This window comes from Actinosynnema pretiosum, assembly GCF_024171695.1.
In the GTDB taxonomy this organism is placed as follows: Bacteria; Actinomycetota; Actinomycetes; order Mycobacteriales; family Pseudonocardiaceae; genus Actinosynnema; species Actinosynnema pretiosum.
In genome coordinates this window covers 475,569-495,876 of record NZ_JAMTCF010000002.1, presented here as the reverse complement: position 1 = coordinate 495,876, position 20,308 = coordinate 475,569, and the positions used below count along the sequence as shown (strand labels likewise).

The following is a 20,308-nucleotide window of genomic DNA, read 5'->3' as shown; positions in this document are numbered from 1 at the left end:
GAAAAGAAGGACCCCGCATCCTCTGATGCGGGGTCCTTCTCTTTTGCTGTGTGAGCGTCCGGTGGAGCTGCCCCGGCCAGCTTGCACCGGCCGGGGGTCTCCCGGCCTTCGCTAGCTCAGGCCGGGCTCGTCAGCCGCAGCCTCGACCTCGGCCGATGGCTTGTTCTCCGCCGACAGCGTGCCGACGCCGGAGCCCTGCGCCGCGCGAGCCCGCGCCAGGGCGGCGGTCTCCTCCGGCTTGTCCGGGGTGAAGAACGAGCCGGGGACCGGGTGACCGGCCGCGCCGAGCTTGTTCATCTTCTTCGGCACCGGGGCGCCCTGGTACTCCAGCGCGACCGGGTGGCCGTGGTCGTCGACCGGGCCCAGCGGCTGGTGCACCTCGATGAACTCGCCGTGCGGGAGCCGCTTGATGATGCCGGTCTCCACGCCGTGCTCCAGCACCTCGCGGTCGGACTTCTGCAGACCGATGCAGAGCCGGTAGGTGAGGTAGTACGCCAGCGGCGGCAGGACGAGCAGGCCGATGCGGCCCATCCAGGTCGTCGCGTTGAGCGAGATGTCGAACTTGAACGCGATGATGTCGTTCGCGCCCATCAGCAGCATCACCATGAAGTAGGTGATCGCCATCATGCCCAGCGAGGTCCGGACGGGCACGTCGCGGGGGCGCTGGAGCAGGTTGTGGTGCGCGTAGTCCTTGGTCATCTTGCGCTCGATCCACGGGTACGCCGCCGCGATGCCGGTCAGCAGCGGCAGGCCCAGGATGAACGGCCAGAACGGCGCGGGCACCGTGTAGTCGCCCAGGTACAGCTCCCACGCGGGCCACAGGCGGACCAGGCCGTCGGTCCAGCCCATGTACCAGTCGGGCTGCGAACCGGCGGAGACCTGCGCGGCGTTGTACGGGCCGATGTTCCAGATCGGGTTGATCTGGAAGACGCCGCCCATGATCGCGGTGACCGCGACGACCACGGCGAAGAAGCCGCCGCCCTTGGCCGCGAACACCGGCATGATGCGCACGCCGACGACGTTGGTCTCCTTGCGGCCGACGCCGGGGAACTGCGTGTGCTTCTGGTACCACACCAGGCCCAGGTGGACCGCGATCAGCGCGAGGATGACCGCCGGGACCACCAGGATGTGCAGCGTGTAGAGCCTGGGGATGATGTCCATGCCGGGGAACTCGCCGCCGAAGAGCAGCCAGTTCGTCCAGGTGCCGATGACCGGGAACGAGATCAGCAGCGCCGCCATGACCCGCAGGCCGGTGCCGGACAGCAGGTCGTCGGGGAGCGAGTAGCCGAGGAAGCCCTCGATCGCGCCCAGCATGAACAGCAGGATGCCGATGACCCAGTTGATCTCGCGCGGGCGGCGGAACGCGCCCGTGAAGAAGATCCGGAACATGTGCACCACGATCGCCGCCATGAACAGCAGCGCGGCCCAGTGGTGGACCTGGCGCACGAACAGGCCGCCGCGCACCTCGAAGTTGATGTTCAGCGTGGACTCGAACGCGCGGGACATCTCGATGCCCTGCAGGTTCACGAACGCGCCGTTGTAGGTGACCTCCTGCATGGAGGGGTCGAAGAACAGCGCGAGGTAGGTGCCCGACAGCAGCAGGATGATGAAGCTGTAGAGCGCGATCTCGCCGAGCAGGAACGACCAGTGGGTCGGGAAGACCTTGTTGAGCTGCTTCCGCACCCCGCCGGCCATGTGGAACCGGTCGTCTGCCCACTTGGCGGCGCCCGCGGCCGCGCGGGCCGCGGCGGGCTGCCGCTTCGTCGGCGTCGTGATGCCGCTCATGACTTACGCTCCCAGAACGCCGGACCCACAGCCTCGATGAAGTCGCTGCGGGCGATCAAGTAACCGTCCTCGTCCACCGTGATCGGAAGCTGCGGCAGGGCGCGCGTGGCCGGGCCGAAGCGGGGCTTGCCGTAGTGGAAGACGTCGAACTGCGACTGGTGGCACGGGCACAGCAGCAGGCCGGTCTGCTGCTCGTACAGCGAGGTCGGGCAGCCGAGGTGGGTGCAGATCTTCGAGTAGGCGTACAGGTCGCCGTAGTTGAAGTCCTCCTGGCCCGCGCGCTTGGTCACGGCCTGGCCGGGGCGCAGGCGGATCAGCATGACCGGGTTGTCGGCCCGCTTGAGGGCCTGCACCAGCTCGTGCTCGTGGCCGCGCTCGGACTCGCGGAACGGGAAGACGGTCTCGAAGCCGCCCGCGTCCAGGTCCTCGGGCCGGATCAGCTCGACGTCGTGGAAGTTGCCGGTGTGGCGGCGCAGGTAGACCTTCTCGCCGTTCTCCGACTTCCAGCCGGTGTGCCACAGCGAGTCCTTGGTCTCGCTGTCGGCGTGCGGGTTCTTCACCATGCCGCCGAGCGGGACCGCGAGGACGCCGAGGCCGAACACGCCCGCGCCGAGACCGGCGGTGCGCTTGATCAGCGAGCGGCGGCCGAGGGTGCTGCGCTCGCCGACGTCGCCCAGCTCGGCGACGAGGGTCGCGGAGTCCACCGGGGACGAGCCGCCGTCGTGGCGCTGCTGGACCGCCAGCTCCTCGGGGATGAACTTCTTGGTGTACAGCAGCGCGCCGACGCCCAGCGCCAGGACCGACAGGCCCAGGGTGAGGCCGATGACCGGCGTGTACAGCTGGTACAGCCAGTGGTTGTCGGTGTGCGGGGCCTCGTACTTCCAGGGCCAGAACAGGAACGCGGCCAGGAAGCCGACGCCCGACAGCGCGGCGATGGCGAACCACAGCGCCACCAGGCGCTCGGCGCGCTTCTCGGCCCTGGTGCCCTTGACGGGCCAGCGCTCCTCGTAGTGGACCAGCTCGACGCCGTCCAGCTCCGTGCCGAGCTTGACCAGCTCGTCCCGGCTCATCTTCGAGAGCTGCGCCTCGTCGGGCAGCCCGTTCGGCTTGTCGCCGCTCATGCCTTGGCTCCGATCCAGAGGGTCACGCCGACGAGCGCGGCGATGCCCACGATGAACGCGATCAGACCCTCTGAAACCGGCCCGAAGCCGCCGAGGGCGGCGCCGCCGGGGTTGTTGTTCCCGTCGGACACCGACTTGATGTAAGCGATGATGTCCTCCTTCTCCTCCGGCGTGAGCTGCCGGTCGGAGAACTTGGGCATGTTCTGCGGGCCCGTGAGCATGGCCGTGTACAGCTGCTCCTCGGTGACCCCGTCGAGCTCGGGTGCGAACTTGCCGGACGACAGCGCCCCGCCGCGACCGGTGAAGTTGTGGCACGCCGCGCAGTTCAGCCGGAAGAGCTCACCGCCGCGGGCCGGGTCCTCGCCGCGCAGCGCCTCGCCGCGCTCCTCGGGGGTCTCCGGGCCGCCGCCGAACTGCTGGATGTACGCGCCGAGCGCGTCGATCTCCTCGGCGCTGAACTTGACGGGCTTGCGCTGGGCCTGCGCCTCCTGCCGGGCCATGGGCATCCGGCCGGAGGACACCTGGAAGTACACCGCCGCCTCGCCGACGCCGATCAGGCTCGGACCGCGGTCCTTGACGCCGTCCAGGTTCTGGCCGTGGCACGAGATGCAGGTGTTGTTGTAGAGCTGCTCCCCCAGCCGCACCTGGGCCGGGTCGGACTGCGCCTGCGCGGTCTGCGGCTGCGGCGCGAGCGCGCTGAACAGCAGGCCCGCGCTCAGCAGCGCGAACCCCAGCGCGAGCAGGCCGGAGATCCGCCGCCGCAGCTTGGTGCTGCGATTCCGGGCCCTCGTGGTACTGGTGGTGGTCATGTGTGCGGCAACCCTTGCTAGTGAGTTCGGGGTTCTTGGTGTCAGGGCACGAGGTAGATGACGGCGAACAGGCCGATCCAGACCACGTCGACGAAGTGCCAGTAGTAGGACACGACGATCGCGGAAGTCGCCTGGGCGGGCGTGAACTTGCTCAGCTTCGTGCGGATCAGCAGGTACCCGAACGCGATGAGGCCGCCGATCACGTGCAGGCCGTGGAAGCCGGTGGTCAGGTAGAAGACCGTGCCGTAGGCGCCGCTGGGGATCGTCACCCCCTCGCCGATCAGGGTGGCGTACTCGCCTGCCTGTCCCGCGACGAAGATCGCGCCCAGCAGCACCGTGAGCCCGTACCACCGGCGCAGGCCGAAGACGTCGCCGCGCTCGGCGGCGAAGACGCCCCACTGGCAGGTGATGGACGACGCCACCAGGATGATCGTGAAGAACATCGCGTAGGGGACGTTCAGGTGCACCGGGGGCCACTCGCCCTCGTGCTGGGCTTTCACCGTGAAGAACATGGCGAAGAGACCCGCGAAGAACATGAGCTCACTGGACAGCCAGACGACCGTGCCCACGCTGACCATGTTCGGCCGGTTCAGCGAGTGCACGCGCTGGGTGATTGAGGGCGCTGCCGTTGTCACACGACGCATTATTGCTTGCACGTTTTCGCCTCGCCCATCGGGTCCGGGGCCTTAAGTCATGGTCATCCGGGTCACACACGAGGTGAGGGTCGTATGGAGTGGTTCGTCCGGTTGCGCAGGCGTTGGTCCGAACGGGGGGCAGTTCCCCTGGAGGTCGACTCACCCGATCTCGTGGTCGTCGTCGAGGCGTTCGACATCGCGGAGGCCGATTCGGCCGCCCTGGCGCGCTCGCCCCGGTGGCGCCCCGAAGAGCCCGCGGTGCTCCGCCACCACCTCCACCTGCCCGCTGATCAGGTAGAACGCGCGCGGGAGCTGCTCGCCCCGGACGGCTGGGCGCTGCGGGAGGGCGAACCCGCGCACGCGCTGCGCGTGCAGGTGCTCGACGCGCTGCACTGCGCGCAGGAGCGCTCGCGGATGGCGGGCCTGGCCCAGCGGCTCGGCGGCGACTGGATCGGCTGGGACGCCCTCCAGGCCCGGAAGGATCAGCGGGAGGACGCCGGATAGCATCGGGACCTCTCGGCCCCGACCCGTCCGGAGGTTCGCGCGATGACTTCGCAGACGACCACAATCCTCGTGTTCAGCCACCGCCCCGAGGTGCGTGAGACGATCATCACGGCCGTCGGGCGGCGACCCGCGCCCGACCTCGGACGGGTGGAGTACACCGAGGCCAGCACCATCGCCGAGGTCCTCTACGAGCTGGACAACGCCAAGGCCGACCTGGTCATCCTGGACGGCGAGGCCCAGCCCACCGGCGGCATGGGGCTGTCGAGGCAGCTCAAGAACGAGATCACGAACTGCCCGCCCGTGGTGATCGCGGTGCGCCGCAAGGACGACCGGTGGCTGGCGACGTGGTCGCAGGCCGACGCGGTCCTGGTGCACCCGCTCGACCCGCTGGCGGCGGCCGAGACCGTGGCCGAGGTGCTGCGCTCGCTGGCGCTGCCCGCCGTGCGCGGCTGATCGCCGTGGCCGACCGCACCTGGCCGCTGCTGCTCACCCGGCTCCTCGACGGGATCGACCTCGCCGAGGACGACACCGGCTGGGCGATGGACCGCATCATGTCCGGCGAGGCCACCACCGCGCAGGTGGCGGCGTTCGCGGTGGCGCTGCGGGCCAAGGGCGAGACGCCCGAGGAGGTCGACGGGCTGGCCTCGGCGATGCTCGGGCACGCCCGCAGGTTCAGCGTCGAGGGCAGGGCGGCCGACATCGTCGGGACCGGCGGCGACAGCTCCGGCTCGGTGAACATCTCCACCATGGCCACGGTCGTGGCCGCCGCCGCCGGGGTCCCGGTGGTCAAGCACGGCAACCGGGCCGCGTCGTCGCAGTGCGGCACGGCCGACGTGCTGGAGGCGCTGGGCGTCGCGATCGACCTGCCCCCGGAGGGCGTGGCGGCGACCGTGGCCGAGCTGGGCGTGGGCTTCTGCTTCGCGCCGGTGTTCCACCCGGCGTTCCGGCACACCTCGGCGCCCCGGCGCGAGATCGGCATCCCGACCTCGTTCAACCTGCTGGGGCCGCTGACCAACCCGGCGCAGCCGTCGGTGGGCCTGATCGGCTGCGCGCGGGCGAACGCGGTCCCGCTGCTGGCCGGGGTGTTCGCCCGGCGCGGCACGACGGCGCTGGTGGTGCGCGGCGACGACGGCCTTGACGAGATCACCACGACGACGACCACCTCGGTGTGGGTGGTCGAGGGCGGGACCGTCCGGCAGGACCGGGTCGACCCGTCCGACCTGGGCATCGCGCCCGCGCTGCCGCAGGACCTGCGGGGCGGGGACGCCTCGGTGAACGCCGAGGTGGTGCGGCAGCTGGTGGCGGGCAAGCCGGGCGCGGTGCGGGACGCGGTGCTGCTCAACGCGGCGGGAGCGATCGCTGCGCACGCCGGGCTGTCCGGCGAGCTGGCGCCGTCGCTGACCTCGGGGCTGGCGCGCGCGGCGGAGGCCGTGGACAGCGGGGCGGCGGCCGAGCTGCTGCGGCGCTGGGCGGGGCGGTCGACCGAGCTGAAGGCGCGGCTGGGCTGACGGACCGGTGAGCTGACGGAACGGGCCGCCGGGCGGCCCGAAGAGCAGCGGGCAGGGCGGCGGGGCTCCTCGGAGGGGCTCAGGGCCGCCCTGCGGCGTTTCCGGGCGTGACGGGGTGTGGCCGCGCGCGGGCGCTTCGAGCGGCGTGAGGACCGCGTGAGGCGTCACAGAGGGGCGTCCCCGGTCCACCGCCCCGCGCGCGTCCGCCCCGGTCAGCGCCCCGCACCGGTCGCCGGACCCGGCCGTCCCCCGACGAACGATCACCACGGGTCGCAGCAGGTGCCCCGTTCGCACCACACTAAACTCCCACTTCGACCACCGAGAGTGACAACTCTGCGGCGTCCGGGTGGTCCGACGCAGTCATCCAGTGGGCTGAACCACACATTCGCCGGGCCGCAACAACAGGGAGTCATGCTGTTTCCATGCTGTACACGGTGATTAAGCGGGTCGCGCTCCCCCTGGCCCGCGCGGTGTACCGGCCGAAGGTCGAGGGGCTGGAGAACATCCCCCGCACCGGAGCCGTGATCCTCGCCCCGAACCACCTGTCGTTCATCGACAGCATCCTGATCCCGATGGTGGCGCCCAGGCGGGTGTCCTTCCTGGCGAAGGCCGAGTACTTCGAGGGCACCGGGTTCAAGGGCAGGCTGGGCAAGGCCTTCTTCAGCTCCATGGGCCACGTCCCGGTCAAGCGCGGCTCCGGCCGCGCCGCGCGGGCCTCCCTGGACACCGCGGCCGAGATCCTGGCCGGTGGCAACGCGTTCGCCATCTACCCCGAGGGCACCCGCTCCCTGGACGGCAAGCTGCACCGGGGTCGCACGGGCGTGGCGCGGATGGCCCTGGAGTCGAACGTCCCGGTGATCCCCATCGGCATCATCGGCACCGACCAGGTCCAGCCGGTCGGCCGCAGGCTGCCCAGGATCCGCCCGGTGACGATCCGCTTCGGCGCGCCGCTGGACTTCTCCCGCTACGCGGGGATGCAGGACTCGCTGCCGGTGCTGCGCTCGGTCACCGACGAGATCGTGTACCGCATCCTGGAGCTGTCCGAGCAGGAGTACGTGGACCGCTACCAGGCCTCCGGCGGTCAGGAAGCCGCCTAGGGACGTCCGGAGGGGGAGCAGCGCCGCTCCCCCGCGACCCCCTCCCGGCGCGCCGTCGAGCCCTCCGCTCCGGTCGCGCCACCGCGTCGGCCGTTCGCCGCGCGGCACTGCTCCGAACGCCGGAACCGCCGCTCGGGCGCGCGCGGGACGTCACGGCCGCCCCCACGAGCGCACCGGGCGCCGCGCCGATTTCCCCCGTCGCGCGCCCGCTCCTTTTTTCCGCTCACCGGAAGAAGCGTCACCGCCGACCCCCGACGCCCGCTTTTCGCGCGTCGCGGAGCGGGCGGCCCGAGGATTGTCCAGGGACCTTTTCCTCTACCCCGACATCTCCCGGCGCGTCACCCCAAGATCATTGCTTTGCGCTTTTCCCGAGCGCTCCCACCGGATTCCCGACCTGGTTCGGTTCAGCCGGAGCACCGGAGCACCGGAAAAGCGAAAAGGGCCCCGCCACCCGGAGGTGGCGGGGCCCTTCAGCGCGTGGAGCGTCAGTCGTGCGCGGGGCCGGTGTGGTACTCGAACACCAGGCCGCCGACCGTCAGGACGATCAGCACGACGCCGATCACCATCAGCCAGACCAGCCAGAACGCGAGGGCGACGCCGGTGACGGCGGCGGCTGCGGCCAGCGCGACCGGCCAGTACGAGCCGGGGCTGAAGAAGCCCAGCTCGCCCGCGCCGTCGCTGATCTCGGCGTCCGGGTTGTCCTCCGGGCGCACCTCGATGCGCCGCGCGATGAACCGGAAGTACGTGCCGACGAGGAGCGCGAGCCCACCGGTCAGCGCGAGCGCGACCGTGCCGACCGGCTCGACGTGGGTCGTGTCCGCCCAGGTCCAGTAGGCGTACACGATCGTCATCAGGAACGAGAAGCCAGTGACCAGGTCAAAGACCCGAGATTCGACCTTCATCGGGGCGCTCCTACTTGCTGCCCGCGCCGGACGCCTCGCGGGCGGTCCGGTCGGTGTCGAACGGCTGGGTGGTGACGGCGTACGGCGTGCACAGCTCGCCGCAGTTCATCTCGGTGAGCGCCTCGGCGTTGGTGTAGGGCTTGCCGGTGGCCTCGTTCACCTGGGCGCGCAGCTCGATGTACCGGTCGTAGTCGGCGGCGGGCAGCGCGCGGACCTCGAAGTTCATCACCGCGTGGTACGTGCCGCACAGCTCGGCGCAGCGGCCCACGAAGGAGCCGGGGCGGTCGATCTGGTCGATCTGGAACACGTTGTCCTGGTTGTTCTTCTCCGGCTCGGGGAAGACGTCCCGCTTGAAGTGGAACTCCGGGACGAAGAACGAGTGGATCACGTCCGTGGAGCGCAGGACGAACCGGATGCGCTTCTCGGCGGGCAGGACCAGCATGGGGATCTCCGTCGAGGTCCCGACGGTGCTGATCGGCTGGTCGGTGCCCTCGACCTTGGTGTCCCGGTGCTGGAACTCCCAGTTCCACTGGAAGCCGATGACGTCGACCGTCACGTCCGGGTCCTGCGTCTTGTCGGTCACGTAGTTCTGGGTGACCGCCGTGAAGTAGAACAGGACCGCCACGATCACCGTGGGCACGACGATGAGCACGAGCTCCAGCGGCAGGTTGTACGCGACCTGGCGCGGCAGTTCCTCGCTCTTCTTGCGGTGGAACGCGACGGACCAGAGGATCAGGCCCCACACGATCACACCCACCACGAGGGCCGCGACGACCGACCAGGTCCACAGCTCGCGCATCGCCTCCGCCTGCGGCGTGACCGAAACCGGCCAGCCGAAGCGGAGCACCTCATCCGTGGAGCAACCCGTGGCCCCGATGCCGACCAGGCCTACCAGCCCGGTGACCTTGGCCAACCGCGCTGCCCTGGTGCCCTCCTTCAGGCCCACTGCTCGCCGCCTCCTCGCTGCAGGAAATTCGCGGGCAAGGACAAAAGGACGAAGTACCTGGGTCCTTGCCGGATCATGCGGGAGCGTAACCCAGCGCGAAGGCGGTCACCCCTCGGGGGCGGGGCGGGTGCGGTGCAGTTTCGGTCACACGAAGTAGTCCCGGCATACTGGACTCTTCTCCACACCACACGAAAGGTGCTACGCCGTGTGCGGCCTGGTAGGACTTGTTTGCCCTAGCGAGAGCGACGCCCAGCGAGCGCGTTCGGCGGTGGCGGGGGCTCTGCGCTGCCAGCGGCACCGCGGCCCCGACGAGAGCGGCACCTGGCAGGGCGGTGAGGTCGTCTTCGGCTTCAACCGGCTGTCCATCATCGACATCGAGCACTCGCACCAGCCGATGCTGTGGGGTCCCCCCGAGGCCCCCGGCCGCTACGCGATGCTGTTCAACGGCGAGATCTACAACTACCTGGAGCTGCGGGCCGAGCTGACCGAGCGCTACGGCGCGCGGTTCGCCACCGACGGCGACAGCGAGACGATCGTCGCCGCCTACCACTACATGGGACCGGCCGCGGTGGCCCGGCTGCGCGGCATGTTCGCGTTCGTCATCTGGGACAGCGCGCGCAAGGTCGTGTTCGGCGCCCGCGACCCGTTCGGCATCAAGCCGCTGTACTACTCGGCGGGCCCCGGCGGGGTGGCGTTCTCCAGCGAGAAGAAGTCGGTCCTGGAGCTGGTCAACGCCCTGGGCGTGCAGCCGCAGGTCGACCGCAAGGCGCTCCAGCACTACCTGACGCTCCAGTACGTGCCCGAGCCCGAGTCGATGCACAGCGGCGTTCACCGCATCGAGTCCGGCACCTCGTTCACCGTCACCCCCGGCGGCACCCCGGTGGTGGAGCGGTACTTCCCGGCCACCTTCCGGCCGAGGACCGTGCACGGCGACGCGGACGCGAACCGCCTGTACGACGAGATCACCGAGGCGCTGCGCGACTCGGTCGCCAAGCACATGCGCGCGGACGTCACGGTCGGCTCGTTCCTGTCCGGCGGCATCGACTCGACCGTGGTCGCCGCGCTGGCCAAGCAGCACAACCCGGACCTGATCACGTTCACCACCGGGTTCGAGCGGCAGGGCTACTCCGAGATCGACGTGGCCGCCGAGTCGGCCGCCGCGATCGGGGTCAAGCACGTGGTCAGGCCGGTGTCGGCGCAGGAGATGATGGACGCCCTGCCGCTGATCACCTGGTACCTGGACGACCCGGTGGCGGACCCGGCGCTGGTGCCGCTGTGGTTCATCGCGCGCGAGGCGCGGCGGTACGTGAAGGTCGTGCTGTCCGGCGAGGGCGCGGACGAGCTGTTCGGCGGGTACACGATCTACCGCGAGCCGCTGTCGCTGGCGCCGTTCGACAAGGTGCCGAGCGCGCTGCGCAAGGCGATGGGCCGGGTGTCGACGAAGATCCCGCAGGGCGTGCGCGGCAAGGACCTGCTGCGGCGGGGCGCGCTGACCCTGGAGGAGCGCTACTACGGCAACGCCCGGATCTTCCTGGACGACCAGCTGCGCCAGGTGCTGCGCACCTACGACCCGGCGGTGTCCCACATGGACGTCACCGCCGGTCCTTACCGCGAGTCGGCGGACTGGGACCCGGTCACCCGGATGCAGCACGTCGACCTGTTCACCTGGTTGCGCGGCGACATCCTGGTCAAGGCCGACAAGATGACCATGGCGAACTCGCTGGAGCTGCGCGTCCCGTTCCTGGACCCGGAGGTCTTCCGGATCGCGTCGCAGGTGCCGTCGGAGCTCAAGCTCACCAGGGAGACGACCAAGCACGCGCTGCGCAGGGCGATCAGGGACATCGTCCCGGCGCACGTGCTGAACCGGAAGAAGCTGGGCTTCCCGGTGCCGATCCGGCACTGGCTCAAGGACGAGATGCACGACTGGGCGGTGGACAACGTCCGGCAGTCGCAGACCGACCAGTACATCGACAAGGACGCGGTGCTGCGCCTGATCGAGGACCACCGGAACGGGGTGGCGGACCACAGCCGCCGCATCTGGGCGCTGCTGGTGTTCATGATCTGGCACGGCATCTTCGTCGAGGGCCGCATCCGGCCGCAGATCCCGGAGCCGCAGTACCCGGTCAAGCTCTGACGGCCGGGCGGCTCGCCCGCCCGACCGCGCGACGTCCTGAGCAGCGGATTCCCGAAGCTTCGGACTTGTGGGCGCGGGTCACCACCGTGGTGGCCCGCGCCTTTCGCGCTTCCGGGGCGCGGCGCGCTCCGCGCGGACCGGGCGTTGATCGAGAGCTGAATCACATTCTCGCTCACCAGGCCGGGTGGACGGGTGCTCCCCGGCGCGCGGGCGCCGGTCCGGGTTGACCCTTCCCGACCATTACCGGCCGGTAGAACCCCATTACTTCCCAGTAGGACTTTTGTCAAGCTCGTGGGCCGGTTACGTTTCGGGCGTGAACATCCAGGATGAAGCGGACACGCTGGAAGAGCTCATCGCGGACTGCACCGAGCTGCCGTCGGAGCTGCGCCCGGAACCGGGCCGCGCGCACCTGCCCGAGCAGCGCGCCGCCGCGCCGTGGCGGGTGGCGGAGAGCAACTACCGGCAGGTCGAGGAACTGGACTCGTACGGCCTGAGCCGGGCCTGAGCCCTCCCGGTCCGAGCCCCTCCCCGTCCGGGGGCGGGTGCGCCCGGACCACGAGCGCTCGGCCGCCGCCGCACGTCACACCGAGCACGCGAACGGCCCCGGCCCCACCTGGTGGTGGGACCGGGGCCGTTCACCCGCTCGGGCGGGGTCGATCAGTGGAACGAGTCGCCGCAGGCGCAGGAGCCGCCCGCGTTCGGGTTGTCGATCGTGAAGCCCTGCTTCTCGATGGTGTCGACGAAGTCGATGACGGCGCCCTCGACGTACGGCGCGCTCATCCGGTCGACGGCCACCTTGAGGCCCTCGAAGTCGCGGAGGGCGTCACCGTCGAGGCTGCGCTCGTCGAAGAACAGCTGGTAGCGCAGGCCCGCGCAGCCGCCCGGCTGCACGGCGATGCGCAGGTGCATGTCGTCGCGACCCTCCTGGTCGAGCAGCGCCTTGGCCTTCGAGGCCGCCGCGTCGGTCAGGGTGACACCGTGCGTGGGCGGGGCGTCGGGCGTCGGGACTGCTGAATCCTGAGCGGTCGTCATGGCTCTCCCTACAGAGGTCCTTTGCGGGCGTCTATTCCCCTGCGAACACGACTGGTGCCCGCTTTGTTCCAGCACCCATCGTCGCACAGGCGAGGGGGTGCTCGACCGGGGCTGCGACGGGCGTCTCGGCGGGTGGTCGGGACTCGTGGCCGCGCGGGTCGCGCTGAGCTGCGCGGGAGGCGCGGAACAGCTGGTCACGGGCCGTTCCCAGGTCTCCCGAAGGTGTGACACCCGCCGGCGGGGAACAGCACGTTCCACTCACCGAAAGCACCCGCTCGCGGCGCCGTTCCCGCCGGGCAGGCGCCCGGTGCAGCCGGAGCGCCCCATCACGATTCGCACCTTGCGAAGGGGGTTAAACCGGGCATCTCCTACCCTAGGCGTCGTGAGGTTCCTGCGCCGCAACGCCGACGAAGCCGCTGAGAGCACCGCCGAGGAGACCCCGGTGGAGGTGAGCGGCACCCCCGCCGAGCCGGGGCGCACGCCCGGCAAGGGCAAGCCCACGCCCAAGCGGCGGGAGGCCGAGACCAGGCGCCGAGGCCCCGTCGCGCCGCCGCCGAAGACGCAGCGCGAGGCGCTGAAGCGGATGCGGCAGAGCAAGACCAGCAAGGAGGAGCGCCGCGCCGCCGCCGCGCTGCGCCGCGAGCGCATGATGGCGGGCGACGACAAGTACCTGCTGCCGCGCGACCGCGGTCCCGTGAAGGCGTACATCCGGGACGTGATCGACTCCAGGCGCAACCTCATGGGCCTGTTCATGCCGCTGGCCATCCTGGTGTTCGTGGCGCTGCTGGTGCCGTCGCTGGTGGTGCAGCAGTACGCGACCCTGGCGACCTCGTTCATGCTGCTGGCGATGATCGTGGAGGGCGTCATCCTGGGCGTGACGGTCACCAAGCGCGTGCGGGCGAAGTTCCCGAAGGAGAAGGTGCGGGGCCTGTCGGTGGGTTGGTACTCGTTCATCAGGGCGAGCCAGCTCCGCAAGCTCCGCGTCCCCAAGCCGCGCGTGGGTCCGGGCGCGAAGATCGACTAGCACCCCTCGGCACCTCGCCGCGGCGGGCCGTCTCCTCCGGGAGGCGGCCCGCTGTCGGTTTTTTTGGGGGGTGGGCTTCACCCGTGCGGTGGGGGTGGGCGGCGTTAGCGTGGGGCGGTCGGTTCCACCACTGCTGACCGGCGGGTGCGGCGATGGCTTCGCTCGGGGACGTCGGGGCGGCGCTCGACCGGGTCGCGGAGGTCGCCGCCGGGGCGCAGGCGCGCTTGGCGCAGGCGGCGGACCTGGCGGCGGAGGCCGCCGAGCTGGTGGAGTCGGCGGGCGCGGGCAGCGGTCGGACCGACGTGGTGGTCGCGGCGGCGTCGTTCCGCGAGGTGGCGCACGACGCGGACCGGGTGGTGGGCCGGGACCTGGACGCGGCGCTGGGGGCGGTGCGCCGGATCGTCGCGGCGCTCGGGACCTCAGGCGGGGAACGCGCTTCCCCTGACGCGAACGGGTCCGAGCGGGTCGACGAGCTGGCCGAGCGGCTCCCGCCGACCGTGGTCCCGAACACCAGCGCCAAGACGCACGGCTGGTGGTTCACCGGTCAGGGCGCCGCGAAGGAGCTGATCAGCGGTGAGGGGCCGGACGCGCGGGCCGCCTACGAAGCGCTCCGCGAGGAGGGCTACCCGCGTCCGGGGATGCCCTTCGTGGCGATGCACGTGGAGATAAAGTTGGCCGCGCACATGCGGCGCGACAACATCGAGCACGCCACCGTCGTGATCAACAACGTCCCCTGCCCGCTGGTGTGGGGCTGCGAGAACCTGATCGGCGTGGTGCTGCCCGAGGGGAGCTCCCTCACGGTCCACGGGAGCAACGGGTACGAGCGGACCTTCACCGGAGGGCGGAAGCCACCGTGGCCACGTTGAGCGCGATCTTCGACCACGAGACGGGCGCGAACCCGGTCCTGATCGAGACCCAGGAGGACCTCGACGCGCTGGTGGAGCGCGTGCGGGAGCGGTCGACCGGGCACCCGTGCCCCAGCATCGTCGAGATCAGCGACGCGGCCGACCCCTGGGGCTCCCCGACCGCGTACGCGGGCATCGGCGACGACCGGGGCTTCGTCCAGGTGCACGACGACCCGATGCGCGCCACGCGCGGCCGGGCCGGGGCGAACGGCGTGGTGGTCTACGACCTGGTGGCCAACGCGACCGACATCCCGGCCGATCAGGAGGTCCCGCTCGACGTGGTCCGCGAGGTCCTCGCGGCCTACCTGGCCCACGAGGGGCGCATCCCGCCCGACCACCCGGCTCTCGTGGTCCTCGACCAGAACACGGGCTGAGGGCAGAAGCCACCGTGGTGACGTTGCAGGCGATCTACGACCGGGCGACCGCCGAACGCCCCTTCCTGATCCGCACCCAGTCCGACCTGGACGAACTGGTCGAACGGGTGCGCGCGGCGTCAGCCGACCACCCGTGCCCCAGCATCGTCGAGATCACCGACGCCGACGACCCGTACCGCTCTCCCGTCCTCAACGCGGGCATCGGCGCGGACCGGGGGTTCGTCCACGAGAACTGGCGCCCCGAGCGCGCCACCAGGGGCGCACCGGGCGCGACCGGTTCCGTCGGCTACGACGTGCAGGGCAACACCGCCGACATCCCCGCAGACCGCGAGGTCCCCCTGGACGTGGTCCGCGCCGTCCTCGCCGACCACCTCGCCCACGGCGGGCGCATCCCGCCCGACCACCCCCACCTCAACATCGTTAGCTAGTCGAAAGACTTCGTATTAGGCTGCCCACCATGGAGTTCCGACGCCTCGGCCGCAGCGGCCTCAACATCAGCGAGATCTCGTACGGCAACTGGCTCACCCACGGGTCGCAGGTCGAGGAGGAGCAGGCGCTCGCGTGCGTCCGCGCCGCGCTCGACGCGGGCATCACCACGTTCGACACCGCCGACGTCTACGCCAACACCAAGGCGGAGGCCGTGCTGGGGCGGGCGCTCAAGGGTGAGCGGCGGGCCTCGTTGGAGATCTTCACCAAGGTCTTCTGGCCCACCGGCCCCAAGGGGCCGAACGACAAGGGCCTCGGGCGCAAGCACATCATGGAGTCGATCGACGCCTCCCTGGAGCGCCTCGGCACCGACTACGTGGACCTCTACCAGGCCCACCGCTTCGACCAGACCGTCCCGCTGGAGGAGACGATGACGGCGTTCGCCGACGTCGTCCGCTCCGGCAAGGCCCTCTACATCGGCGTCTCCGAGTGGAGCGCCGAGCAGATCGCGCGCGGCGCCGCGCTGGCCCGCGAGCTGAAGATCCCCTTCATCTCCAACCAGCCCCAGTACTCGATGCTGTGGCGCGTCATCGAGCCGCAGGTCGTGCCGACCTCCGAGCGCGAGGGCCTGTCCCAGATCGTCTGGTCCCCGGTCGCCCAGGGCGTCCTGACCGGCAAGTACCTGCCCGGCCAGCAGGCCCCGGCCGGTTCCCGCGCGGCGGACGAGTCCGGCTCCAAGGCGATCTCCTCGTTCATGCGCGACGAGGTGCTGGAGAAGGTGCAGAAGCTCAAGCCGCTGGCCGAGGAGGCCGGGCTGACCATGGCGCAGCTCGCCGTGGCGTGGGTGCTGCAGAACCCGAACGTGGCCTCGGCGATCATCGGCGCCTCCCGCCCCGAGCAGGTCACCGACAACGTGAAGGCGGCCGGCGTGAAGCTGGAGCCCGAGCTGCTGGAGAAGATCGACGCCGTGCTGGAGGGCGTCGTGGAGAGCAACCCCGGCCTGACCAGGGCCCCGTAGGACCGCACGACCGGCGAGACCCCGGAGCCGGGCGTCCCCTCCACCGAGGGGGCGCCCGGCTCGGCGCGCTCAGGCCAGCACCAGCGGCCCGTACACCTCGGACTCGCTGCGCAGCAGCGTCACCGCCGCCACCCCGGCCGCGCGCAGCTCGCGCCCCCGCGCCGCCAGCCACTCCTCGGCCTCGCTCTGGCCGGGGAACGCCGCAGTCGGCCCGTCGACCTCGCCGCCCCGCTCGTCCTGGTACCGCCAGCGGTAGTCCACGGCCGCCTCCTCGTTCCCGGTACGGTCCCCCGGTCAGGCTAAACGTCCTCACTCGTCGGGTGGAATGCTGTGACTCTTCGGACACTGGTGCTCGGCGGCACCCGCTCGGGCAAGTCCGCGCACGCCGAAGGCCTGCTGACCAGCCCGGACGCCACCTACGTCGCGACCGCCCGGCGCTACCCCGACGACCCCGACTGGGACGCCCGGATCGCCGGGCACGTGCGGTCCCGCCCCGCCTCGTGGCGCACCGCCGAGGTCCCGTCCGGCCTGCCCGCGCTGCTGCCGTCGCTGACCGGCCCGGTGATCGTCGACGACCTGGCGACCTGGCTCACGAACGTGCTCGACGACGCCAACGCCTGGGACGGCGGCGCGGCCGACGCGGTGGAGGCCGAGTGCGCCGCCCTGGTCGACGCGGTGGCGGCGGTCACGTTCCGCCTGGTCCTGGTGTCCGCCGAGGTCGGCCTCGGTGTCGTGCCGTCCACCCGCTCTGGCAGGCTCTTCCGCGACCACCTCGGCTCGCTCAACGCGCGGCTGGCCGAGGTCTGCGACGAGGTGACCCTGGTCGTCGCCGGAATCCCACTGCGACTGCGCGAAGCCGGAGGTAGTCGGTGACCATCGAGTTCCCGCCCGTGGAGGCACCCAGCGAGAGCGCGCGCCTGGAGGCCGTCGCCCGCCACGCGGCGCTGACCAAGCCGGTCGGGTCGCTCGGCAGGCTGGAGGACCTCGGCGCGTGGGTCGCGGCCTGCCAGGGCCAGTGCCCGCCCCGCCCGTTCACCCGACCGAGGGTGATCGTCTTCGCGGGCGACCACGGAGTGGCGCGGCACGGCGTCTCGGCTTACCCGAGCGAGGTCACCGGGCAGATGGTGGCGAACTTCCTCACCGGCGGCGCGGCGGTGAACGTGCTGGCCAACGTCGCGGGCGCGACCGTGCGCGTGGTGGACGTGGCGGTGGACTCGGACACGGCCGTCGGCGACGACAAGATCCGCCGCGGCTCCGGCTCGATCGACCGCGAGGACGCGCTCACCCAGGACGAGGCCGAGCGCGCGATCGCGCTGGGCCGCAGGCTCGCCGACGACGAGGTGGACGGCGGCGCGGACCTGCTCATCGCCGGTGACATGGGCATCGGCAACACCACCCCGGCGGCGGTGCTGGTGGCCGCGCTGACCGGCACCGAGCCGGTGGCGGCGGTGGGCCGGGGCACCGGCGTGGACGACAACGGCTGGATGCGCAAGACCGCCGCGATCCGGGACGCCCTGCGCCGGGCCCGCCCGCACACCGGCGACCCGGTGCGGCTGCTGGCGGTGGCGTCGGGCGCGGACGTCGCCGCGATGGCGGGCTTCCTGGCGCAGGCGGCGGTGCGGCGCACCCCGGTGGTGCTGGACGGCGTGGTGAGCGGCGCGGCGGCGGTGGTCGCGGAGGAGCTGGCGCCGGGCGCGCGCGAGTGGTGGGTGGCCGGGCACCGCTCGGCGGAGCCCTCGCACGCGATCGCGCTGGGGCACCTGGGCCTGGAGCCGCTGCTGGACTTCGGGATGCGGCTGGGCGAGGGCTCGGGCGCGGTGGCGGCGCTGCCGCTGGTCGTGATGGCCACGCGGGTGCTGGCGGAGATGGCGACGTTCGACGGCGCGGGCGTCACGGGCCCGGCGTGACCGGGACGCACGTGCCAGGGACGGGCGCGGAGGCAGGGGCGCTGGAGGCAGGGGCGCCGAGGGCAGGGGCGCCGAGGGCGGGCGCGGCGGGGTCCCCCGCACGGGCTCGCGGCGCTCAGACCCACGACGCGTGGGCGCTCGGCGCTCAGGTCCACGACGCATGGGTCCACGACGCGTGGGCGCTCGGCGCGCAGGCCCACGACGCGCAGGCCCACGGTGCCGAGCCGCTCAGCGCACCGCCCTCCGGCGCGCCGAGCCGCCGCGCGGTCGGTCACGGCACGCGCGCGGTCGTGGGACCCGCGTCGTGAGGCTCGCGCTGTCCTGGCTCACCGTGCTGCCGGTGCGGGTCGACGACGTGGACCGCCGGGTCGCGCGCCGGGCGATCACGGCCGCCCCGCTGGTGGGCGCGCTGCTGGGCCTGCTGGCCGCCGCCGTCCTGGCCGGGCTGTCCGCGCTGGGCGCCCAGCCGCTGCTCGCCGGGCTGCTCGTGGTGGGCGGGCTCGGGCTGGCCACGCGCGGGATGCACCTGGACGGGCTGGCGGACACGGCGGACGGCCTCGGCTGCTACGGGCCGCCGGAACGCGCCCTGGCCGTGATGAAGGACGGTGGCGCGGGCCCGTTCGGCGTGGTGGCGCTGATCGTGGTGCTGGGCGCCGAGGCGGTCGCGCTGGGCGCGGTGTCCTGGGGCGCGGTCGTGCTGGCGCTGACGGCTGGTCGCGCGGCGTTCGTGCTGTGCTGCGCGCGCGGTGTCCCGGCGGCGCGGCCCGAGGGGCTGGGGGCGCTGGTCGCCGGGTCGCAGTCCGCGGGTGTGGTGGCGGCCTGGTGGGTGGCGCTGGCGGCGGCGGGCGCGCTGGTGGACCCGTGGCGCGGCCCGCTGGGCGTGGCGCTCGCGGCGGCCGTCGTGCTCGTGCTGGTCAAGCACACCCGCCGCCGCTTCGGCGGGCTCACCGGCGACGTGCTGGGCGCGGCCTGCGAGGCGGCGACCCTGTGCGTGCTGGTCGTCTGCTCCTTCGGCTAGACCACCGCTGTGGGCCGGTCGCACTGCGCCTGCCCACAGCGGGAGCCGAGGTCTAGAGCAGCTTGGTCATCCAGCCGTGCGGGTCCTCGACGCGGCCCTGCTGGATGCCGGTGAGGTGGTCGCGGAGCTTCATCGTGATCTCGCCGGTCGCGCCGCCGGAGACGCTGAACTCGCCGCCGTCGTGCTTGACGTGCCCGACCGGGGTGATCACGGCGGCGGTGCCGCAGGCGAAGACCTCGGTCAGCTCGCCGCTGGCCGCCTTCTCCCGCCACTCCTCGGTGGAGAACTTCCGCTCCTCGACGCCCAGCCCGAAGTCCTCCGCGAGCTGGAGCAGCGAGTCGCGGGTGATGCCGGGCAGCAGCGAGCCGGACAGCTCGGGGGTGACGATCCGCGCGTCCGAGCCGGAGCCGAGGACGAAGAACAGGTTCATCCCGCCCATCTCCTCGACCCACCTGCGCTCGACCGCGTCGAGCCACACGACCTGGTCGCAGCCCTGCTCGGCGGCCTGCGCCTGGGCGACCAGGGAGGCGGCGTAGTTGCCCGCGAACTTGGCCGCGCCGGTGCCGCCGGGGGCCGCGCGCACGTACTCGGTGGACAGCCACACCGTGACCGGCTTGAGGCCGCCGGTGAAGTAGGAGCCCGCAGGGGAGGCGATGAGCAGGTAGCGGTACTCGCCCGCCGGGCGCACGCCGAGGCCGCGCTCGGTGGAGAACATGAAGGGCCGCAGGTAGAGCGAGGACTCGCTGCCGCCCTCGGGGACCCAGCGGGAGTCGACGGCCAGCAGCTCGCTCAGCGAGGCGAGGAACAGCTCGTCGGGCAGCTCCGGCATGGCGATGCGGCGGGCGGAGGCGCGGAAGCGCTCGGCGTTGGCCTCGGGCCGGAAGGACGCGATGGTGCCGTCGGGCTGCCGGTAGGCCTTGAGGCCCTCGAAGATCGCCTGGCCGTAGTGCAGGACCATCGCCGCCGGGTCGAGGGTGATCGGGGCGTAGCCGCGCACCACCGCGTCGTGCCAGCCGTCGGTCCGGTTCCAGTCGATCACGACCATGTGGTCGGTGAAGTGCTGCCCGAAGCCGGGGTTCGCGAGCGCTTCGGCCAGGTAGTCCTGGGTGGCGGGCCCGACGTTGGGGTCGACGGTGAACGGCGGCGGTGTGGTCATGCGGAGA

At 71.8% G+C, this 20,308-nt stretch carries 23 protein-coding genes; 14 read left to right on the top strand and 9 right to left on the bottom strand.

Annotated elements, in window-relative coordinates:
* Positions 1-111 precede the first annotated feature (111 nt).
* From qcrB to ctaE, 4 genes are read right to left on the bottom strand one after another with little or no spacing between them, the layout of a single operon-like run.
* The gene (gene qcrB, locus LV78_RS05580; protein WP_301305841.1) at positions 112-1,785 is read right to left on the bottom strand and encodes a cytochrome bc1 complex cytochrome b subunit; all 1,674 of its coding nucleotides are present in this window, start codon (positions 1,783-1,785) and stop codon (positions 112-114) included.
* Positions 1,782-2,906, bottom strand: a complete 1,125-nt coding sequence (gene qcrA / locus LV78_RS05575; protein ID WP_253843633.1) for a cytochrome bc1 complex Rieske iron-sulfur subunit — start codon at positions 2,904-2,906, stop codon at positions 1,782-1,784. Before qcrA ends, qcrB begins: the two co-directional genes overlap by 4 nt.
* Positions 2,903-3,715 (bottom strand): cytochrome bc1 complex diheme cytochrome c subunit, encoded by an 813-nt coding sequence (gene qcrC / locus LV78_RS05570; protein ID WP_253843632.1) that lies wholly within the window; start codon positions 3,713-3,715, stop codon positions 2,903-2,905. The genes qcrA and qcrC overlap by 4 nt, the downstream gene beginning before the upstream one ends.
* Positions 3,716-3,756: 41 nt before the next feature.
* Complete coding sequence (gene ctaE, locus LV78_RS05565) at positions 3,757-4,359, bottom strand: aa3-type cytochrome oxidase subunit III (RefSeq protein ID WP_253843631.1); 603 nt, start codon at positions 4,357-4,359, stop codon at positions 3,757-3,759.
* Between the two features lie 84 nt (positions 4,360-4,443).
* Here ctaE and LV78_RS05560 point away from each other — a divergent pair, with 84 nt between their 5' ends.
* From LV78_RS05560 to LV78_RS05545, 4 genes are all read left to right on the top strand, one after another.
* Complete coding sequence (locus tag LV78_RS05560) at positions 4,444-4,854, top strand: hypothetical protein (RefSeq protein ID WP_253843630.1); 411 nt, start codon at positions 4,444-4,446, stop codon at positions 4,852-4,854.
* Positions 4,855-4,896: 42 nt separating this feature from the next.
* Positions 4,897-5,307 carry a response regulator gene (locus LV78_RS05555; protein ID WP_253843629.1) on the top strand — a complete coding sequence of 137 codons (411 nt, stop codon included), beginning with the start codon at positions 4,897-4,899 and terminating at the stop codon, positions 5,305-5,307.
* Positions 5,308-5,312: 5 nt separating this feature from the next.
* Positions 5,313-6,362, top strand: coding sequence for an anthranilate phosphoribosyltransferase (trpD, locus tag LV78_RS05550; protein WP_253843628.1), 1,050 nt, complete (start codon positions 5,313-5,315; stop codon positions 6,360-6,362).
* Positions 6,363-6,784: 422 nt separating this feature from the next.
* Positions 6,785-7,459, top strand: a complete 675-nt coding sequence (locus tag LV78_RS05545) for a lysophospholipid acyltransferase family protein (RefSeq protein ID WP_253843627.1) — start codon at positions 6,785-6,787, stop codon at positions 7,457-7,459.
* 485 nt (positions 7,460-7,944) lie between these two features.
* Here LV78_RS05545 and LV78_RS05540 read toward each other — a convergent pair whose 3' ends face one another.
* Together LV78_RS05540 and ctaC are read right to left on the bottom strand one after the other, a co-directional pair.
* Complete coding sequence (locus LV78_RS05540) at positions 7,945-8,361, bottom strand: cytochrome c oxidase subunit 4 (RefSeq protein ID WP_253843626.1); 417 nt, start codon at positions 8,359-8,361, stop codon at positions 7,945-7,947.
* Positions 8,362-8,371: 10 nt separating this feature from the next.
* The gene (ctaC, locus tag LV78_RS05535) at positions 8,372-9,307 is read right to left on the bottom strand and encodes an aa3-type cytochrome oxidase subunit II (RefSeq protein ID WP_253843625.1); all 936 of its coding nucleotides are present in this window, start codon (positions 9,305-9,307) and stop codon (positions 8,372-8,374) included.
* A gap of 205 nt (positions 9,308-9,512) precedes the next feature.
* Here ctaC and asnB point away from each other — a divergent pair, with 205 nt between their 5' ends.
* On the top strand, positions 9,513-11,441 hold the full coding sequence (gene asnB / locus LV78_RS05530) for an asparagine synthase (glutamine-hydrolyzing) (protein WP_253843624.1): 1,929 nt from the start codon (positions 9,513-9,515) through the stop codon (positions 11,439-11,441).
* Between the two features lie 313 nt (positions 11,442-11,754).
* Complete coding sequence (locus LV78_RS05525) at positions 11,755-11,946, top strand: hypothetical protein (protein ID WP_253843623.1); 192 nt, start codon at positions 11,755-11,757, stop codon at positions 11,944-11,946.
* A gap of 152 nt (positions 11,947-12,098) precedes the next feature.
* Here LV78_RS05525 and LV78_RS05520 read toward each other — a convergent pair whose 3' ends face one another.
* The gene (locus tag LV78_RS05520; RefSeq protein ID WP_015800206.1) at positions 12,099-12,473 is read right to left on the bottom strand and encodes a HesB/IscA family protein; all 375 of its coding nucleotides are present in this window, start codon (positions 12,471-12,473) and stop codon (positions 12,099-12,101) included.
* 382 nt (positions 12,474-12,855) lie between these two features.
* On the opposite strand from LV78_RS05520, the gene LV78_RS05515 reads away from it, so the two are divergent.
* From LV78_RS05515 to LV78_RS05495, 5 genes are all read left to right on the top strand, one after another.
* Positions 12,856-13,497, top strand: a complete 642-nt coding sequence (locus LV78_RS05515; protein ID WP_253843622.1) for a DUF3043 domain-containing protein — start codon at positions 12,856-12,858, stop codon at positions 13,495-13,497.
* Positions 13,498-13,649: 152 nt separating this feature from the next.
* On the top strand, positions 13,650-14,363 hold the full coding sequence (locus LV78_RS05510) for a DddA-like double-stranded DNA deaminase toxin (RefSeq protein WP_253843621.1): 714 nt from the start codon (positions 13,650-13,652) through the stop codon (positions 14,361-14,363).
* Positions 14,351-14,776: an Imm1 family immunity protein gene (locus tag LV78_RS05505; RefSeq protein ID WP_253843620.1), complete on the top strand. Its 426-nt coding sequence runs from the start codon at positions 14,351-14,353 to the stop codon at positions 14,774-14,776. Before LV78_RS05510 ends, LV78_RS05505 begins: the two co-directional genes overlap by 13 nt.
* 14 nt (positions 14,777-14,790) lie before the next feature.
* Complete coding sequence (locus LV78_RS05500; RefSeq protein ID WP_253843619.1) at positions 14,791-15,204, top strand: Imm1 family immunity protein; 414 nt, start codon at positions 14,791-14,793, stop codon at positions 15,202-15,204.
* Between the two features lie 29 nt (positions 15,205-15,233).
* A complete protein-coding gene (locus LV78_RS05495) occupies positions 15,234-16,220 on the top strand; it encodes an aldo/keto reductase family protein (RefSeq protein WP_118945562.1) in 987 nt (328 codons plus the stop codon).
* Between the two features lie 69 nt (positions 16,221-16,289).
* Here LV78_RS05495 and LV78_RS05490 read toward each other — a convergent pair whose 3' ends face one another.
* On the bottom strand, positions 16,290-16,481 hold the full coding sequence (locus LV78_RS05490) for a hypothetical protein (RefSeq protein WP_253843618.1): 192 nt from the start codon (positions 16,479-16,481) through the stop codon (positions 16,290-16,292).
* Positions 16,482-16,550: 69 nt separating this feature from the next.
* Between LV78_RS05490 and cobU the strand changes: the two genes are divergently transcribed.
* The 3 genes from cobU (at position 16,551) to cobS (ending at position 19,145) form a co-directional block, all read left to right on the top strand.
* Positions 16,551-17,093 (top strand): bifunctional adenosylcobinamide kinase/adenosylcobinamide-phosphate guanylyltransferase, encoded by a 543-nt coding sequence (cobU, locus tag LV78_RS05485; RefSeq protein WP_253843617.1) that lies wholly within the window; start codon positions 16,551-16,553, stop codon positions 17,091-17,093.
* Entirely contained in the window at positions 17,090-18,127 is a 1,038-nt protein-coding gene (gene cobT / locus LV78_RS05480; RefSeq protein WP_253843616.1) for a nicotinate-nucleotide--dimethylbenzimidazole phosphoribosyltransferase, read from the top strand. The genes cobU and cobT overlap by 4 nt, the downstream gene beginning before the upstream one ends.
* Positions 18,128-18,431: 304 nt before the next feature.
* Positions 18,432-19,145, top strand: coding sequence for an adenosylcobinamide-GDP ribazoletransferase (gene cobS / locus LV78_RS05475; RefSeq protein ID WP_253843615.1), 714 nt, complete (start codon positions 18,432-18,434; stop codon positions 19,143-19,145).
* Positions 19,146-19,197: 52 nt separating this feature from the next.
* Here the strand turns inward: cobS and LV78_RS05470 are convergent, their stop codons facing one another.
* Complete coding sequence (locus LV78_RS05470) at positions 19,198-20,301, bottom strand: branched-chain amino acid aminotransferase (protein WP_253843614.1); 1,104 nt, start codon at positions 20,299-20,301, stop codon at positions 19,198-19,200.
* Positions 20,302-20,308: the final 7 nt, after the last annotated feature.

Excerpts from the sequence above, each read along its gene's own strand:
- LV78_RS05495 (WP_118945562.1), top strand. The coding sequence starts at position 15,234 with ATGGAGTTCCGACGCCTCGGCCGCAGCGGCCTCAACATCAGCGAGATC.
- qcrB (WP_301305841.1), bottom strand. The coding sequence starts at position 1,785 with ATGAGCGGCATCACGACGCCGACGAAGCGGCAGCCCGCCGCGGCCCGC.
- qcrC (WP_253843632.1), bottom strand. The coding sequence starts at position 3,715 with ATGACCACCACCAGTACCACGAGGGCCCGGAATCGCAGCACCAAGCTG.
- qcrA (WP_253843633.1), bottom strand. The coding sequence starts at position 2,906 with ATGAGCGGCGACAAGCCGAACGGGCTGCCCGACGAGGCGCAGCTCTCG.
- LV78_RS05510 (WP_253843621.1), top strand. The coding sequence starts at position 13,650 with ATGGCTTCGCTCGGGGACGTCGGGGCGGCGCTCGACCGGGTCGCGGAG.
- LV78_RS05555 (WP_253843629.1), top strand. The coding sequence starts at position 4,897 with ATGACTTCGCAGACGACCACAATCCTCGTGTTCAGCCACCGCCCCGAG.
- LV78_RS05545 (WP_253843627.1), top strand. The coding sequence starts at position 6,785 with ATGCTGTACACGGTGATTAAGCGGGTCGCGCTCCCCCTGGCCCGCGCG.
- LV78_RS05470 (WP_253843614.1), bottom strand. The coding sequence starts at position 20,301 with ATGACCACACCGCCGCCGTTCACCGTCGACCCCAACGTCGGGCCCGCC.
- LV78_RS05540 (WP_253843626.1), bottom strand. The coding sequence starts at position 8,361 with ATGAAGGTCGAATCTCGGGTCTTTGACCTGGTCACTGGCTTCTCGTTC.
- LV78_RS05520 (WP_015800206.1), bottom strand. The coding sequence starts at position 12,473 with ATGACGACCGCTCAGGATTCAGCAGTCCCGACGCCCGACGCCCCGCCC.
- LV78_RS05560 (WP_253843630.1), top strand. The coding sequence starts at position 4,444 with ATGGAGTGGTTCGTCCGGTTGCGCAGGCGTTGGTCCGAACGGGGGGCA.
- ctaE (WP_253843631.1), bottom strand. The coding sequence starts at position 4,359 with ATGCGTCGTGTGACAACGGCAGCGCCCTCAATCACCCAGCGCGTGCAC.